At 46.8% G+C, this 17,943-nt stretch carries 10 protein-coding genes; 7 read left to right on the plus strand and 3 right to left on the minus strand.

Annotated elements, in window-relative coordinates; translation table 11 throughout:
- Positions 1-944 (plus strand): LPXTG cell wall anchor domain-containing protein (locus JUE95_RS08445; protein ID WP_203650689.1); only part of this gene is annotated, 944 nt, incomplete at its 5' end.
- A gap of 439 nt (positions 945-1,383) precedes the next feature.
- Positions 1,384-4,284, plus strand: a complete 2,901-nt coding sequence (locus JUE95_RS08450) for a lectin-like domain-containing protein (RefSeq protein ID WP_203650691.1) — start codon at positions 1,384-1,386, stop codon at positions 4,282-4,284.
- 120 nt (positions 4,285-4,404) lie between these two features.
- Here JUE95_RS08450 and JUE95_RS08455 read toward each other — a convergent pair whose 3' ends face one another.
- Complete coding sequence (locus JUE95_RS08455; RefSeq protein WP_308440902.1) at positions 4,405-5,508, minus strand: MDR family MFS transporter; 1,104 nt, start codon at positions 5,506-5,508, stop codon at positions 4,405-4,407.
- A 729-nt stretch (positions 5,509-6,237) separates the two neighbouring features.
- Between JUE95_RS08455 and JUE95_RS08460 the strand changes: the two genes are divergently transcribed.
- From JUE95_RS08460 to JUE95_RS08475, 4 genes are all read left to right on the plus strand, one after another.
- Positions 6,238-7,860 carry a peptide ABC transporter substrate-binding protein gene (locus JUE95_RS08460; protein WP_203650693.1) on the plus strand — a complete coding sequence of 541 codons (1,623 nt, stop codon included), beginning with the start codon at positions 6,238-6,240 and terminating at the stop codon, positions 7,858-7,860.
- 59 nt (positions 7,861-7,919) lie between these two features.
- A complete protein-coding gene (locus tag JUE95_RS08465; RefSeq protein WP_203650830.1) occupies positions 7,920-9,233 on the plus strand; it encodes a M20/M25/M40 family metallo-hydrolase in 1,314 nt (437 codons plus the stop codon).
- A gap of 41 nt (positions 9,234-9,274) precedes the next feature.
- Entirely contained in the window at positions 9,275-11,206 is a 1,932-nt protein-coding gene (locus JUE95_RS08470; protein ID WP_203650695.1) for a S9 family peptidase, read from the plus strand.
- 265 nt (positions 11,207-11,471) lie between these two features.
- Positions 11,472-12,659 (plus strand): NADH-dependent flavin oxidoreductase, encoded by a 1,188-nt coding sequence (locus JUE95_RS08475; protein ID WP_203650696.1) that lies wholly within the window; start codon positions 11,472-11,474, stop codon positions 12,657-12,659.
- Positions 12,660-12,820: 161 nt separating this feature from the next.
- On the opposite strand, the gene JUE95_RS08480 is transcribed toward JUE95_RS08475, so the two are convergent.
- Together JUE95_RS08480 and JUE95_RS08485 are read right to left on the minus strand one after the other, a co-directional pair.
- Positions 12,821-15,562, minus strand: coding sequence for an MBG domain-containing protein (locus JUE95_RS08480; protein WP_203650697.1), 2,742 nt, complete (start codon positions 15,560-15,562; stop codon positions 12,821-12,823).
- Between the two features lie 271 nt (positions 15,563-15,833).
- Complete coding sequence (locus tag JUE95_RS08485; protein WP_203650698.1) at positions 15,834-16,343, minus strand: transcription repressor NadR; 510 nt, start codon at positions 16,341-16,343, stop codon at positions 15,834-15,836.
- Positions 16,344-16,525: 182 nt separating this feature from the next.
- On the opposite strand from JUE95_RS08485, the gene JUE95_RS08490 reads away from it, so the two are divergent.
- On the plus strand, positions 16,526-17,938 hold the full coding sequence (locus JUE95_RS08490; protein ID WP_203650699.1) for a nicotinate phosphoribosyltransferase: 1,413 nt from the start codon (positions 16,526-16,528) through the stop codon (positions 17,936-17,938).
- Positions 17,939-17,943 lie beyond the last annotated feature (5 nt).

Below are 17,943 nucleotides of genomic sequence, written 5' to 3' on the forward strand. Positions count from 1 at the left end.
CGGTACCCACTACTGATCCGCAAGTTTGGACTAATGTGAAAGTTGGCGAACCACTCTCTAAACCTGGGACAGTCCCTACTACTGATCCGCAAGTTTGGACTAATGTGAAAGTTGGCGAACCGCTTTCTAAACCTGGAACAGTCCCTACTACTGATCCGCAGGTTTGGACTAATGTGAAAGTTGGCGAACCGCTTTCTAAACCTGGGACAGTCCCTACTACTGATCCGCAGGTTTGGACTAATGTGAAAGTTGGCGAACCGCTTTCTAAACCTGGGACAGTTCCTACTACTGATCCGCAAGTTTGGACTAAAGTGCAACTCGGTGATCCCATTTATGCTACTGGCGAAGTTCCTACCACCGATCCGCAATTCCGCGAAGAAGTCGGCCCGGCAGTCTTTGCTCTGCCAGAAGTACGGACACAGGTCCCTGATAATGCCCCATCCGTTCCTGACAATTCACAAAGTCGCACGAATGTGCCGGAAAATGACCCGTCACAGCCAAATACGCCTGTGACAACACCAACGGAAGATCACGGTACTGGCACACCAACCGCTACGACGCCAACAACTGATCATGGTACGGGTACACCAATCATGACGACAACCGGTAATGATACCGACACGTCAACTGGTACATCCAATAATCACACGACGACTAATGATGTGAATGATAATGTTGAAAATGCTACTGACAACGCAACTGGCGTCACAAATCAGACTAGTCACGCGCACGCAATTGCTAACTCTGCAATTAGCCAAGGACAAGCGCAGCCAGCATCAGCAACTACGCAATCTGAACACGCAAGTCAATCGTTAACTAATACCACTAAGTTGCCACAAACCAGCGAACAGCGCCCGGCTATTTGGTCACTGTTAGGCTTAAGTTTAATGAGCATTTTGAGTTTATTGGGTATTGGTAAGCAACGGAAACATGACAGCAACTAATTAAGAATACATTAGAATACGTTTATTTGAAAAGGCCGCTGAGCAAATCCAGCGGCCTTTTTGTGCAGTATTAACTGATGAATGATTATGACCAGCTGCACATTACGTTCAGTGTAAAGCCACTCAAAAGACTATATTTAGCTGACCCTTATACCTTTTCAAAGCCGATTTAAGTAATCTAGCACATTTAATACTAAGCTGAAAATTAACCCGATAAATGGTTAATCCTGTTGAACAGTAATTTGTAAAAGAAATGTTAAAAAATGGATTGAAATATATCTAAGCTCTTATACAATAAATACGTACAGTATTATACTAATAGATGGTATAGCTAATCTTTAAGTTTGACTGTCCTAATAAAAAATTCGTAAATTCTAATATGCGTAAATCGTTTTACATAAGTTTCAATAATTAATTATCATTTGTAGGAGGAAAATACATGCGAACTAATGCATTAAGAAATAATCAGGATGTTAAGTGTCGCTTTAAGATGTATAAATCTGGAAGGAAATGGATGGTTTGCGGCATACTGTTTGCCAGTGTAACCTCAGCTTCATTACTAGGTGTCCATCCTGTACAAGCCGCTACAACGAGTGCTGCAAAAGTTAGCCAAGCAACTGCAAGTACGTCTGAATCAAACAAGCAATCGACGAGTGTTCAGAATAGCTCATCTTCAGCTACGTCGTCGGTCTCGGCTTCGGACAGTTCATCAGTTAATGCCTCGTCCACTTCACAGCAAGGCGAACAAAATGCCAACTCGACATCAGTAACTGCACCTTCAAAAAATCAGGATACCCCTGCTGCGCCAATAACCCTTTCACCCGAACAAGTCGAGCAGGCATTTGAGACCCACGGCAACGCTCATTTTGATAGTACAAAACCGGGAACTATAACCCTCACTGACAAGGCCAACAACCAGCAAGGTAGTGCAACTCTCAAAAATAAGATCAGTCTTAACCAAGGTTTTGACCTGAAAGGACAGATCAATCTGGGTGCCCTTGATCAAGTCAACCATGGTGGTGGTGACGGTATCGCATTTGGCTTCCACGATGCCAACAGTGACGTGGTCGGTGACGGCGGTGCTGGTCTTGGCCTCGGCGGTATTCCAGACGCGATTGGCTGGAAAGCAGACACCACTTTCAACTGGGACACTTCCAACGACGCCACAGCTGATCCACTACAGTTTAGCAACGGCCCGCAAAAACCGAACTCGCCTGGTTATGGCGGCGGCCAAACCTTTGGTGCCTTCATCGAAAGTTCAAAAGCAACTGGTTTGCCGGGTGATACGCCGGGTATCGTGTCCACGACTGGCGTTACATCTGGGCCAGATAGCGCTCAAGCAATTGACGAGCCCGCTCCGGGACCAACTGATGATCCCAAAGTCGATGCGATAAACTGGGTTGGTGAATTTAAACCAATCGAAATCATTTACGATCCGAATTACGATGGCAAAGGTAAAAAGACACTCACCGTTAAGTACGATAATAAGGAATGGCAAAAAGATATTACTGCTTGGGCTGCTGACAAAACCAGCACTGCCTTCTTCATTTCTGCTGGCACCGCGGCTAACAAGAACCTGCAGCAATTCCGTCTCGACTCTTTCAGTTATTTACCAGCTGCAACGGTCGATGTTAAGTACGTTTATACAACGGATACCACACTTATAACGGATCCCACCGCGCCAGTTGATCCATCAACTGTCAAAGAGATTCCAAATTACGTTGGCAGGGTTAGTTACCCTTCTGGCACGCTTGTTGGTGATCCCTATGTCACGTCTCCACAGCTGATTAAAGGATATCAATACGTTCGTCTGTATGACGGTTCGCTTCCTGCAGCTGGCACGTTGAAAACTGCCGGAAATAACGGAACGGTCACGTACTTATACGTCCAAAACGGTAATCTCGGCCAACTTGTCAACGTTAAGTTTTGGGATAAAACTGAAAATAAACTGCTACAAACTATGACCTTTAATGGCCCAAGTGATACTAAACTCAACTATTCTGACCAAAAAGCGGTAGCTGCTTACATTAAGGCAGGATACGCCTATGACCCGCTAAGCGATTCAACTTTAGGCGGCATTGTGTTTGACCATGACAACGATGCTGTTCAGACATTTAACGTCTATTTAACGCATCAAACACAATCAGCGCAAGTGGTGCAAACCGTCACCCGTACCATTAATTATGTCAGAGCAAGCGATGGCTCACAGCTTTACCAGCCATCCGTGACACATATGACCTTCACGCGTACTGATCAAACGGATTCAGTGACCCATGCCACTACCCATGGCAACTGGTCTGCCGCACAAACATTTAAAGCAGTTACCAGCCCGACAACGAATCCCGAATACGTGCCAGATACTAAGATAGAACCCGCGTTACCGGTTGACCTCAACAGCGCTGTACCAACGGCTAAACAGTTAAATCTAATCGTTAAATATACTATGGTTAATGGTAAGGTGCCTGACGGTGGCCCACGTGCTTGGTTCAAGGCTCAGGTGCCGCCGGCTGTTTACGCTACTGGCAAAGTTCCCGATGGTGGCCCGCGTGCTTGGTTTAAAGCTCAGGTGCCACCGGCTGTTTACGCTACTGGCAAAGTCCCTGACGGTGGCCCACGTGCTTGGTTTAAAGCTCAGGTGCCGCCAGCTGTTTACGCTACTGGTAAGGTGCCTGACGGTGGCCCACGTGCTTGGTTTAAAGCTCAGGTGCCGCCAGCTGTTTACGCTACTGGCAAAGTTCCCGATGGTGGCCCACGTGCTTGGTTCAAAGCCCAGGTACCTCCAGCCGTTTACGCTACTGGCAAAGTTCCCGATGGTGGCCCGCGTGCCTGGTTTAAAGCTCAAGTACCTCCAGCCGTTTACACTAATGGTGAAGTACCAAACCATTCGCAATCACGGACTAACGTTCCAGGAAATAATCCGGTAAATCCAAATAACCTGGTTACGCCGCCAACTGGTGATCACGACACCGGAACACCGATCACTACGACCCCTGGTGATGATACTGGCAAAACAACCACTACGACAGATCACAACCAAGTCACCACGGATTCTTCTGACGGTACCGCAACCACAAGTGGCAACGCTGCTGGGATAAAGATGGATGTGCACTATACCTACCATGTCAAAGAATTGGCATCCGACGAGTCACAAGCAACAGCGCCTACCAAGCAAACCGGCAGCGCCCGTCAGTCAACGACTCAATCTGACAGTCATGCCGCACCGAAGTTACCGCAAACTAACGAACACCTTACAACCATTTGGTCAGTGCTGGGACTCGGTTTGATGAGTATCCTAAGCTTGTTTGGTATTGGTAAGCAACGGAAACATGAAAATAACTAAATACGTTTTATCCCAAAAAGGTCACTGGAAAAAATTCCAGTGGCCTTTTTGGGCAATCTCAACTATTCGATTTTCCTAAACGTGAATTTGCCGTCAGCGCGATGACTAGCGTTAAAACAATTACCGCACCTGTGTGAAGAATAAAATTTGATAGTTAAAAAAGTCGATCATAACACCACCAAACAATGGTCCGACTGCTCTCCCCATTGACAAGGCAACGTTAAACATCCCTTGGTATTTCCCCTTTGACCCATTTTTAGCTAGGGTATCGATCCAAGTAGGTAAACCGGGAAAACCAATCATTTCACCCAGCGTTAGGATCACCATGACAATCACGAAAGTACTATACTGCTTAGCGAAAATCAGGGGGAAAAACGACACTGCCAAAAAGGAAACACCGACCCCGACCTGAGTTGAAAGGTGATGCTTAGCAAACAGCTTGGTGGTTAATGGTTGACCGAAAACAATCAGCACCGCATTTAACGTCCACAATAAACTGTAGTTTTTAAACGGAATGTGCAGATTAGTCATGTGTACTGACAAAACACTTTCCCACAGTGTATAACTGGCATAAATTGCAAAGATCATCAGGCAAACTAACCAGATCACCCGCAGATTTGATTGGGGTACTTTTACGTCTGTCTCCTTTACATCCTGCGTTGGCTGAACTGTCACTCTAAATTCCGTCAGCATTAACAAAAATAACATGAGATAGCAAACCGAAGTGGCCAAGAAAACCACCGTAATTCCCAAGTCCAGAAGATATCCCACTAATAGCGTGCCAATAACGGCCCCAATATTGATTCCAATATACATCAGATTGAAAATTCGTCGCGTGGACGACGATGTGATCGTGGCCGCGTAGGAATTTTGAACAGTGGCAGTGATGCCATCACCCAAACTTGAAACGAATAACATGATGGCATAAACTGGCCAACCGTGAAAGAAAATCAGCGTCATCATTGCCGCCAGAGATAGTCCAGCGCCAATCAGACCGGTCAAGTATGGTGACCAGTGATCAAACAGGAAACCGCCAATATAGTTTCCAACAATCATTAGCAGGGACATAATTAAAAGCACTGTCCCGGAAGTAGTCAGTGATTTGCCTAATGTTTTATTCATATAAACGGTCGTTAATGGCCACATGAAAGCTGCACCCGCGTTCAGCATCAACGTGGCCATAAACAGTGGCGGTAAGCGGAGCTCCGTTTTCGTATTTATCATTTATGTATCCACTTCAAACTAACCAAAACGCGTACGGGTAAAGATTCAAAGATGCTGATCTCAGTTACAGCAGCTAAAAAATTAACTCTGATTCGATCCACAAGACTGCCTCCAGTAGCTTAATAATTTTCGGGATGTTAACTTTCCGTTTAGTGGATTCTAATTATTTTATCATACAGAAAATAATTTGTATACGAAATAATATTTCTAAACCCTCTCCCAGTCCAATTTGTGTTCTCATTTTAATGCCTTATAAAACGTGCAATGATACTACCAACGAGATGTTTTATCGACTGTTCCATCTGCACAATGTAGCATACAAAAAATAAAGTCATTTGATAAAATTGGCAAAAACGGGTTTGACAATCCAAAATAAAAGTTTTATTGTAATGCTGTTCTCATTTACACAACTAGTTTTAATATTCAAACGCAGTGAAGAGTGTTCCCTGATTCTCGCACACACAGAGATTCCTGATTAGGCTGAAACAGGAAAGTGCAGATCAACGGTGAACGATCAACTTGGAGCGGTGGTTAATTAACCAATGGCCTGCACCCATTATCGTGCCGTTAGCTAATCAAGCTAACAGTGAGACTTATACATACATATTTTGATGTTAAGTGACTAATAGGTGGTACCGCGGAGACGCCCTATGGATATTTTATCCATGGGGCGTTTTTCGTTACCCACCCTTAGCCAATAACAAATTATTTTCGTTGGAGGTTTTACATATGAAACACGGGAAATACATATCGTTAGCTGTTGTTGGATTATCTGGTTTAACCCTTGCTGGGTGTGCGTCAAGTTACGCAGCTAGCGGTGTGAGCCAGTCCGTTAACATGATGTCACAAGAACAAGTCGGTACCCTAGACACCGCCATGGTGACTCAAATCCAAGACTTGCAGCTCGCAAACAATACGCAAGAAGGTCTGTATCAGCTAAAGAATTCAACAGACGTCACTCCCGGTGTGGCAAAAAGTTTGGTGAAGCCCACTGATAACGGTACGGTTTATACTTTCCATCTTCGCTCCGACGCCAAGTGGAGCAACGGCGATCCGGTCACTGCTCAGGACTTCGTTTACGGCTGGCGCAGAACCGTTACCCCTAAAACCAAGTCTTCACACGCTTACCTCTATGCGCCCATCAAGAACGCCACGGCCATTGCTGCCGGCAAAAAGTCGCCTAGTTCACTCGGCGTCAAGGCATTGAATAAGGACACTTTACAGGTGAAATTAAACAGTGCTACTCCGTACTTCAAGTACCTGGTAGCTTTCACCACCTTCTTCCCTCAAAATCAGAAGGTGGTCGAAAAGTACGGTTCAGCATACGGAACCAGTTCCGACAAAATGGTTTACGACGGTCCGTTCACGCTTAATCACTGGACCTCATCCAAGAACTCTTGGACTTTGAGAAAAAACAAGGATTACTGGGACAAGGATACCGTGAAATTAAATCAAGTAAATTTCCAAGTCGAAAAGGATCCGCAAACTGCGCTTTCACAATATCAGGCTAAAAAGCTCGACAACATTACATTAAGCGGTCAGCAGGCGGCTGAAGAAAAGAACAACCCTGGTTACACAGCTTACCCAGGTGGTCAATTAGATTTCTTGGCGCTTAACTTCAATAGTCCAGCGCTTAAAAATAAGAACATCCGCCAGGCACTTTCCATGAGTATTAACCGCAAAGCGCTAGTCGATAACGTTCTCAAAAACGGTTCAAAGGCCCCAACTGGTTCCGTCCCTGCTGGCGTTACTAAAAACCCCGCTACCGGCAAGGAATTTACCGCCGATACCGATTCCAGCGCAACGGTAAAATACGATCCTAAGACCGCACAAAAGCTCTGGGATAAAGGATTAAAACAGCTGGGTACTAAACAAGTAACCCTGAACTACTTAGGATTCGATGGTGAAAAGGACAAAGCCGAATACGTTCAGGCCGCGGCTGAAAAACTCTCTGGCTTAAAGGTAAACGTCACCCTGCTGCCGCAAACCCAGGGCGTCACTAGAATGCAAAGTGGTAAGGGATTTGACATGGCATCATTCGGCTTTGTTCAATCTTACCCTGACTTATCCGACTGGATGCCGCACTTTACTTCCGAAAATGGTATCAACATGGGGAACTATAGTAATAAGTCTTACGACGCAGATGTCAACGCCGCGGCAACTACGGACGCTGCTAACCCGCAAAAACGCTACGCTGATTTCCAAGCTGCCGAAAAGACACTGATGAACGATCAAGCTGTCATTCCACTGGATCAAGGGTCCAACGTGACTTTAAACAATCCAAAATTGAAGAACATCACTTATGCCGGTTCCTCAGGACTGTACTTGAAGAATGCTTACCTTGAAAAATAATTTAATCAAACGAAGGAGCGATGAAAGTGACCACCAATTTTAATCAGATAGCCGATTTTATGATGAACGATTTGGATAACCAATTGCCCTATCTACGCCTGAAAAGTATTTCAGCTCAAAATACGGGCATCGATGAAACTGTGAATTATCTCGTCCAAAAATTTAAATCATTAGGCGCTGATGAAATCAAACTGTTTAGCGAATATCAAAATCCCGTCGTGTTTGCTTCATTCCAAGGAAAAAGTGACAAAACGGTACTGTTCTACAATCACTACGACGTTCAGCCACCAGAACCTTTAAATGAATGGCACACTGATCCGTTTGAACCGACCATAGTAGACGGCCAGCTGGTGGCCCGTGGCGCCAGCGACGATAAGGGCGAGCTCATGTCCCGCCTATCCGTGCTGTCCTACTTTAAACAAAATGGCGGTTTCCCCTGCAACCTGAAGTTCTTTGTGGAGGGTGAAGAAGAAATCGGCAGCCCGGACATTACACCCTACATTAAGAACCACGCCGCTGACTTAGCTTGTGACGCGATGATCTGGGAAGGCGGCGGAAAAAACGCCGCTGAGAAGTTTCAAGTTATCGCTGGCACAAAAGGAATCGCTTCCTTTGACGTTTCCGTTGAGAGTGCCAGCACTGATATCCATTCATCGCTTGCCGGTTACGTGGACAATGCCGCTTGGCGATTGGTTAAGGGGCTTTCAAGCCTGACTGATTCAGAGCACCACGTCTTAGTCGACCACTTCTATGATGATGTGAAACCGCTAGATGATTACGAAAGCCAAGTGGTAGATGGACTAGAAACCGGATTTAATAAAACTGCAACCGTTAAAAATCTCGGCCTGGTCAATGGATTGACCACTGACAGACCCGTACACGAAGTGATGACGCAGCCAACACTAACAATCAACGGCCTTACTTCAGGTTACGAAGGTCAAGGGATCAAAACCATCATCCCCCGGACTGCTCACGCCAAGCTGGACTGCCGGCTAGTCCCCGGCCAGGATCCCGCTAAAAGCGCCGAACTGATTCAAAAGCAGCTAGTTAAAAACGGTTTTCCTGACTTAAAGCTTCATTTTAACCTTGGCGAACCTGGCTTCAAGACTCCGCTTCAAGACACCTTTGTTCAGCAAAACCTCAGCACTGCCAAACAAGTTTATGGTGCTGATAACGTGGTACTCGTTCCCAATCAGCCAGGTGGCGGCCCAATGCTTGCTTTTTACAATGAAGTTAAGGCCCCCATCGTTGCAGTGGGTATCAGAAACGCTAACGGTAACCCTCACGCGCCAAACGAAAATTTCCGGCTGCAGGATTACCAGCAAGCCTCCGTCTTCTTAGCGACTTTGTTGCGTCAATACGCGAAGGATTAGCTCCGGCGAAGACGATATTATGATTTAAAGGAAGGTTCCTTATGAAAACAACTTTAACCGAAGAAGATTTGTATGAAATCACTTCACTCAGCCAGCCAGTGGTCAGTTGGAATCAAGTATTCGCCACGAATAACCTGCTGAGCCGAACCGCTAACGACTACACACCGCAAATTGTGGCGTTCAGCCACGATTATCGCGAACAAGCAGTTATTAACCCGGACTTGTTTGCTTCGAAAGACGGCCATGCCGCAAAAGATTACCTCTATTATAAAGGTCAACTTGCTAAGCACGCGCCATTTACCTTGTTTGAGCACCGAAATGGTCAGCCTGATAAACAGGTCAGTCCTTACCCAGTTGACACTTTAGTCACTGCTAAAAAGACTAATCGGGTCTTCTTTAAAGTCGTGCAGACTAACGAGAAACCAATTACACAGTACTCTGATTTTCCAACGGTCCGCCACGTCACGGCGGAACACTTTGCTGCCGATGAATACGGTTTTTTGCCGAACCAGGTCTCCTATGACCTCTACGAATACGATGCTGACAGCAAAACGCAAACCCAACTGCTCAGCTCGCCAACCGAGTTCAAGCTTTGCGATGCCAATGCAGATGGCTCTCAGTTAGTCTTGATCATGGCTTATTCAGCCGATGACGAAAACCACCATAACAACGCCATTACGGTGCTCGATACTCAAACTGGCGCATTAACGAATCTGACCCAAGCGTATCAGAACTGGTTGTTTGATACCGCGCTCTATTCGCCTCAAGCAACTAAATTGCTGGTCAGTGCTCAAAACGCGGCGAAGTCGGCCTGCCGAAACCGTTCCGTGTATGAATACGATTTTGCTGATTCGAAATTGACGGATGTCTGCAGTGATTTGGACGAGAATCTCAGTGATGAATACCTGCCAGATAACAGTATCAATTTGAGTCATCGTCCCTTTGCGTGGCGCGACGAAACCCACTTTTATTTTCTGACGCAGGTCCATGGTCATAGCAAATTATACAGTTCAAACGGCAAACAAATCCAGGTCGCTTGTAACGAAGACGTTCACGTCACGGACTGGACGCTGGATCCAGATGGCCAGGTGCTGGCGTGCTATACAACCGGTGACCAGCCTTCCCTGTTAGGAACACTAAAAGCGGGCACGTTCACTGCCGACTTCAACGTCAACCAGGCCTTTGATGAAGCTCACGAATTTTCAAAACCAGAAAAATTCACCTACTCCGCTAAAGACGGTCTCCAACTAGAAGGCTGGCTGTATCAACCGCTGACTTCTCAAAAAGATCACCTGCCACTGTTCTTATACATCCACGGCGGGCCGCACTGCGCTTGGGGGAACACCTTCTTCCTGCAAATGCAGGTGCTGGCGGCAGCTGGTTACGGCGTTGTTCTGCTAAATCCCCGTGGCAGTGCCAGTTATGGGGCTGAATTTATGAAGGCCGATCAAGGCGCGTACGGTGATAAAGACTATACCGACCTGTTAACAGGGATGGACTACGTGTTAGAACACCACCCAGAGTTCGACCCGAAAAAGCAGTACGTTGGCGGTCTTTCATTTGGCGGGTACATGTCTTCTTGGATGATCGGCCATACTGACCGTTTTGCCGGCGCGGTGATTCAAAACCCGCTGACTGATTTTGTCAGTTTTATGGGCACCAGTGATATTGGCATCCGCTTCACCACCAAAGAATTATTGACCCAAACCACTGACGTTAAACGGCTTTGGCAATTTTCACCCTTAGCCTATGCTGACCATGTTTCCACGCCTACCTTCCTGATGAGTTCCGAATGGGATTGGCGCTGCCCAATTTCACAAGCCGAGGAATTCTACACCGCATTGAAGCACCGAAACGTCGATGTTGAAATGACCCGCTTCCCTCAATCTTGGCACGCGGCTGAAGAATTTGGCCTGCCAAATATCCGCTTTAAGTGGATGACGGAAACCCGGCGCTGGTTAGATGCACATTAACTGCTACCATTAAAGTAAAGCCACCTGAAATGTGTTCGATTCAGGTGGTTTTGACGTCTTTCTGAAAATAATTTAATTTGAAAATCAAACCTTTCTAATTCCCGTCATCATCAAATATGTTACAATAATCACAAGATGACAGAGGAGGTAATCGCGGGCGAATTATCTGAAAACACTTCACGTTTCTAATTAATTCCAATGTTTTAATTGTTGATATCGTAATGAGATGTTACAAGGATCACAAATAAGAATGGAGGAAATTTTCATGACTTACTCATTTCTTAACACTTTCAAGTTCCCTAACAAGGACATTACGTTGAAGAACCGCGTGGTTATCCCGCCTCTGACTGAATGCATGGCGTTCCATGACGGTCACGTTACCAGCGATGAGGTCAACTACTATCGTAAGCATTCCGGCGGTGTCGGGCTTTACATCACCGCCGTTGCCTACATCAACGAAGAAGGTAAAGGATTTGAAGGTCAGCTCAGTGTTGATGATGACAAGTTCATCCCCGACCTGCACCGGCTGGCTAAAGCCATCCAGCAAAACGGGACTAAGGCCGTTTTACAAATTTTTAGTGCCGGCCGAATGAGTTCAACCGCCATTTTAAGAGGAAAACAACCCGTTAGTGCCAGCGCGGTCGCCGCTGCCCGTGCCGGATCAGAAGAACCCCGTGCATTAACATCGGTAGAAGTTGAACAAACCATCGTTGATTTTGGTGAAGCCACTCGCCGGGCGATTCAAGCCGGCTTTGACGGCGTGGAAATTCACGGTGCCAACACCTACCTTATTCAGCAATTCTTCTCACCTAACTCGAACCGGCGTACCGATGAATGGGGCGGCACGCTTGAAAAGCGCATGAAGTTCCCGCTGGCAGTGATCAAATCAGTTAATGACGCCGTCGACAAATATGCTGACAAGCCGTTTATTGTTGGTTATCGAATTTCACCAGAAGAAATCGAAAAGCCAGGGATCACCTTTGATGACACCCTGAAGCTGGTGGACGTTTTGAAGGATCAGCCAATCGATTATTTGCACGTTTCAATGAGCAACGTTTGGCGGAAATCCTTAATCGACAAATCTATCACCACACCATTGAACGAAACCATCAAAGAACACCTGCAGGGTAAAGTTCCAATGATTGTTGTCGGCGATGTTCAAACTCCAGCTGACGCAGCCAAAGCTACTGACGTGGGCTTTGACTTAGTCGCCCTGGGCCGGGAAAACATCCGTGAACCGCACTGGGTTCAAAAAGTTGAGCACAACGATGAAGCCTCGATTCGCTACACCATTTCACTGGATGATCTGGATGAATTAGGCATCAAACCGCCATTCTTCGACATCCTGCTGGCGCTGAGCGGCGCTGAAGGCATCCCGATTTCAACCGTTAAGCAAGCTGACCGTGAATCGGCCAATGAAGCCATCGACCACTTCCTGAGCGGCGGTAAATAAGCTTTCTTAATTTAAAAACAAAATGAACCTCGCAGCCCGTATACCGGATTGCGAGGTTCATTTCATTCGCCTTCGCTGTAATGCAGAAAGTGAATTCGGTTTCAAGATAGGCTAATTATTCGCCGTTAGTTCACCTCTCTTTGTCATTGAATGCTGCACGATCAGCTATTATCTTCGGACTTCTTTCGCTTAGTGATTCCCAGCAGACTTAGAAGACTCATCACCCCCATTCCTAACAGCGTCCAAAGGTTGACGTTTGATTCGTTGGTTTGCGGTAATTTCGCTTGTGTCCTGTTGGTGACAGTTGTATTAGCTGGTGTTTGTTTAGTACGACCAGCTAATGGCAGCATTTCTGCCGGTTGTCCCTGACCAGTGGCGTTTGCGGTATTTGTGGTGTTTGTACCCTTTGCAGAACTGATAGCACTGGTAGTACTGTCACTATTAGCATTAGCCACAAATTCCGGATTGGTTGCCTGGCCAGCCACTGGGGTATGATGAGCAATTGGGCTGATCGCTTCACCACCGGATATTACTATTGGTGCTGCCATGCCATTATCGCCAACCGTTGCATCGGGCATTCCAGTACCATCCTCATTAGTAGTCAATGGACCGCCGAAATCACTCTGCACACCCTCATGACTAGAATCACTTTTGGCGATTGGTTTATACGTCACATAGTTTTGATCGCCTGGTTTAGTATTGGGCGAGTCAATAGTGATCGTGCCATCAGGGTTAACCGTTGCTGACACTGTCTCTTTATCGGCCGTATACCCAGAAATAATTGGCACGTCAAGTAGAAGCTGATCACCCGTTTTACCGGTCACACCGAGAATGATTTGAGGCCCTTTACTGCTCGGAATCGGGACATCCGTTGTTACTTGGTTTGGTGTATAGGTCACATAACCTTTATCGCCTGATTGAGCTGCAGGTTCATCCACCATGATGGTACCGTCGGGGTTCACCGTTACCGAAACCCCACTTTTGTCTGCCGTATACCCTTGAATATCTGGAACCTCAAGTTGAAGCTGATCACCCGTTTTACCGGTCACACCAAGCATGGTTTGTGCCCCCAGGTTACTTGGAATCGGGACATCCGCCGTTACTTGGTTTGGAGTATAGGCAAAGTTAATTGTACGATCCTCTGGAGCTTTGGTACTCGTCTTCTCAAGTGGAATGATTTGAGACTCCGGCGTGTAGCCAGCTATCTTAGGTGCTTTCACCGTTGTCTTTGCTGGCGAATACGTCATTTGCTTAGTCACTTCATCCGTATCAGTGCGCCAACTGATTGGCACCTGCAATTTCCTAGGCTTCGGCAAGCCGGTTAAATTAATAGTATCGACAGACCGAGTGGTACCAGTCGTGTGGTGGTGTTTCAAATTCACTTTCACGTTATCCGTTGCGTCGCCTGTAATTTTGTGGTCATATATCAGCCTGCCATCATGACTGAGCCTAGTTCCAGGATTATCACCAGAAAGTTCATAATTGTCCGGAATCGTAATGACCGTGTACGAAATTTCACCGACCGCCCCCGTCACGGTTTGATTGTACTTGTCTGGCAAGGTCCGCTGCCCTTCCTCATCGTAAAAGCTAACAATGGCGTTAGCCTTTTGTTTAATCGTAAAGGTGCCAGCGCCAACGTTCTTGTACGTTACGCGGTATTTAGGATTGCTTTGCTTGATCCGATCAACGGCACCAGCGTTTAGATGAATTCCGTAAATACCCGGAGCAGTCGGCACCTTTTTGGGAACGTTGTTGTCACTATCTGTAAAGTAGAAATCATGATTAGTAAAGGTTAACCCCTTCAAGTCGGTTCCGCTACTTGTAGTGGTAAAGGCCGGTGTAGGCTCACCTTCTAAGATAGCTACATTCCGTGGCGTAATCACGTCATTGGTCGGCTGCTGAATCGGGGTCAAAATGTAAGTCGCTGCAACGTTTGGCTTAGTTACTGGGTGGTTGACGTCCAAATCTTCACCCGTTGCCTGATTCTGCCAGACAGCTGGGGTGGGATCTGTTGCGTGACTAACTAATGCTAAGCCCGTAGTGGCACCATTCTTACTCCCTGGTGTCATGGCATTTACCGTAATTTTAGTTAAGCCGGTTGTCCCATCCAGCATATGTGCCAGTTGAGAATCAACGTTCTCTTTGAAAGCATCCCTCAATCTATCAAAGTTAAAGTGACTTAAATCTAAAGTTTTCAGCGCACTGTCATTGGCAAAAAGATGGTGCATATTTGTGGCGGCGGAAGTGTCTAACTTATCTAAACCGTTAATGGTGGTAACGTGAACCATATTAGAAAATAGATTAGCGGCATCCCCTACTACCTTTAAGGAATCCTGAATGGTGATCGATCTCGTCTGTGATGGATCATAGCTGAACTGATCTTGATTCTCACTGCCATTAATGTATCGCGTATGTACATTAATGGTGCCGCCAGAAATCGTCACGTTGCCTTTATGATCAGCACTCCAAGTAATCGTGTCGTTGGCAGTCGGTTTCACTGCAGTAATGGCCGGTGTTTTCTCGGAATCTTGATAAGTCGGTGTTGCAGCCTTTTTAGCCGTGGCAATTTTGTTCGCGTCCGTATCAGCTTTATTATCAACGGCCTGTGGGGCTTTAACTTCAGCGGTTCTTTGATCAGATTGCGTTAAAGCCGGTTGCTGCGCCTTATCCGCTGGCTGAGTGGTAGCCGGTGCTTTAGGAACTTCACTAGGTCGTACAGTTTGGCTCTGTTCTTGAACTTGAACTGCTGGTTCGCTAGGAACCGCTGTTTCAGCGTGAGCCGTAGTCACTGTTGCACCCAGTCCCAGCGCGGCAAAAGCCAGCGTTGCCACGACCCACTGGGACTTTGACTTGTATAACTTGAACTTTTTAACTTGACTCATATTCTTCAGTTTCTTTTGCATCTATCACATCTCCATTAGGAAGACCGGAGTTATTGCCCAAAAATAAATTTAAGTCGCATTAATCCATCATAAACCAGTTTTATACATAAATGCTTTTCTGTTTAATTTTCATACGCTTTCTCGCTAAACTATCGCCTTCTTCCAATCAAACATTGAAAACTCTTTCACTGCCATGTTATTAATTCTAAAAACCGATTTCAACTTAAACGCCTATTTTTTTAATTTTAACTAAAGAGGCAAGGCAGCATCGCTCTGCTACCTTGCCCGTTAATTAGCCTTCATAAAGGTAACCCGCTTCCCGCAAAGTCGCCTGAATTGCAGCCAGCTGCTCTGGCGTATCGTAGGCAATCGTGTGGGTGTGCACACCGTCCGTGAGTTCCGATAATAAGTGCGCGTTTTGCTGCTTAATCTTCGCTGCAAACAGGTTCACGTCCGCAATATCTCTGATTTGCAAATTTGCTCTAATTTGACCGTAAAGCGGGTGATCAACCACCACGTCTTCAATCACGCCTCCAGCTGTCACGATCCGCCGCATTTCGTCGGCGCTGTCACTGGGAAAATGACGGCAGACGAGCACCGCTTCGTGAACCGCCTTGTGCTGGTATTCGTAGCCGCGTACCGTGGCAACGATGCCTTCGCCCCCGGCCCGTAACAGGGAAACGTCCCCCACGATGGTTTGCCGGCTGACCTTGAAACGCCGCGCCAACTCACTGGCACTGATGGGCGCCTGGCTGGTTGACAGCACTGATTGAATTTGCGTTCGTCGTTCTGAACTTGTCATGACATTACCCACTTTTTTGAAATTAATTGATCTCATCGATTACTATCATACCAAATTCCAGGAATAAAAGTAATTTTTACGGAAATACCCTTAACCCCTCCCGGTCAGATATGCTAAGATAAGGGCAATATTTCATGGGGTGTCAAGACACCAATTCAACATGAAAGGATTGGACGATTATCATGCGTAATCTTTCTTTATTAACTGATCTTTACGAATTTTCGATGTCAAACGGCTTTCAAAAAGACATGCCCGATACCCGAGCAACCTTTGATATCTTCTTCCGGAAAGTGCCAGATCAAGGCAGTTTTGTCATCACTGCCGGGCTGCAGCAGATCATCGACGCGCTGCCATTTTCATTTACACCGGAAGACATTGATTACTTCCGGAGCCTGCATCTTTGGGATGAGGACTTCCTGGACTTCTTAGCGAACTTTAAATTTGACTGTCATCTGCGGGCCATTCCTGAAGGGACCCCCGTTTTCCCACGGGAATCATTAATGACCGTGGAGGGACCGATTGCCCAAGCTCAGCTGTTAGAAACCCTGCTGCTGACCATTTTGAACCACGAGTCGCTGATTGCGACTAAGGCACGCCGGATCACTTTCGCTGCCGGTAACCGGCCAATCATGGAGTTCGGTGCTCGCCGTGCTCAGGGTCCCGATAGCGCGATCTACGGCGCCCGGGCCGCGGTCATTGGCGGTGCGGCCAGCACTTCCAACGTGTTAGCCGGCAAGTTATTTTCCATTCCCGTTGCCGGTACCATGGCGCACAGCTGGATCGAAGCTTATCCGGACGAGCTCACTGCCTTTCGTCAATGGGCGAAGTACTACCCGGACAACAGTGCTCTGCTGGTTGACACCTACGACGTGATCAACTCCGGGATTCCAAACGCAATTACCGTGTTCAAGGAACTGCGCGCTAGCGGTCACGAACCCGTGGGTATCCGTATCGATTCCGGCGATATTGCTTCCCTTTCGCGTCAGGCAAGAAAGCTGTTGGACGACGCCGGCTTCCCGAAAGCTAAGATCACCATTTCCAATGCTTTGGATGAAGGTATCATCGAATCACTGCTGCATCAGGGCGCCCCAATTGATAACTTCGGGGTCGGTGAAAAATTGATCACCAGCTCCTCATCACCGGTTTTAAGCGGTGTTTACAAGTTAGCCGCCATTGAAGAAAACGGCAAACTGATTCCTAAAATCAAGGTCAGCGACAGCCGCGAAAAGGTCACGATTCCCGGTCAAAAACAGGTTTACCGGCTTTACCGTCAGGGCACCAGTGACGCTTTCGCGGACTTAATTGCCCTAGCTGATGAACCAGTTGCCGACCAGCATGAACTAGATGCCTTCGACAGTAACCCGCTCAGCGTCAGCAAAGTTCAGAAGTTAGGTAATTTCGACGCGGTCCCATTATTACGGCCAGTGGACTTGAAGCAGCATGCTACCCGCCCGTTAGATATTCAAGCATTCAGTAAGCAATCTCTCGCCGAATTACCTGATGAAACTAAGCGGCTGACCAATCCGGATACGTACCACGTTTACATGACGACGAAATTGGCTAAGCTGCAAGATGAACTGATTCATGAGAACTAATTTAT

The organism is Secundilactobacillus yichangensis (genome assembly GCF_016861565.1).
Lineage (GTDB): Bacteria > Bacillota > Bacilli > Lactobacillales > Lactobacillaceae > Secundilactobacillus > Secundilactobacillus yichangensis.

What these genes read in the sequence shown, in the direction of transcription:
- JUE95_RS08455 (WP_308440902.1), bottom strand. Translation starts at nt 5,508, where the DNA reads ATGATAAATACGAAAACGGAGCTCCGCTTACCGCCACTGTTTATGGCC.
- JUE95_RS08470 (WP_203650695.1), top strand. Translation starts at nt 9,275, where the DNA reads ATGAAAACAACTTTAACCGAAGAAGATTTGTATGAAATCACTTCACTC.
- JUE95_RS08465 (WP_203650830.1), top strand. Translation starts at nt 7,920, where the DNA reads ATGATGAACGATTTGGATAACCAATTGCCCTATCTACGCCTGAAAAGT.
- JUE95_RS08490 (WP_203650699.1), top strand. Translation starts at nt 16,526, where the DNA reads ATGCGTAATCTTTCTTTATTAACTGATCTTTACGAATTTTCGATGTCA.
- JUE95_RS08475 (WP_203650696.1), top strand. Translation starts at nt 11,472, where the DNA reads ATGACTTACTCATTTCTTAACACTTTCAAGTTCCCTAACAAGGACATT.
- JUE95_RS08460 (WP_203650693.1), top strand. Translation starts at nt 6,238, where the DNA reads ATGAAACACGGGAAATACATATCGTTAGCTGTTGTTGGATTATCTGGT.
- JUE95_RS08480 (WP_203650697.1), bottom strand. Translation starts at nt 15,562, where the DNA reads ATGCAAAAGAAACTGAAGAATATGAGTCAAGTTAAAAAGTTCAAGTTA.
- JUE95_RS08485 (WP_203650698.1), bottom strand. Translation starts at nt 16,343, where the DNA reads ATGACAAGTTCAGAACGACGAACGCAAATTCAATCAGTGCTGTCAACC.
- JUE95_RS08450 (WP_203650691.1), top strand. Translation starts at nt 1,384, where the DNA reads ATGCGAACTAATGCATTAAGAAATAATCAGGATGTTAAGTGTCGCTTT.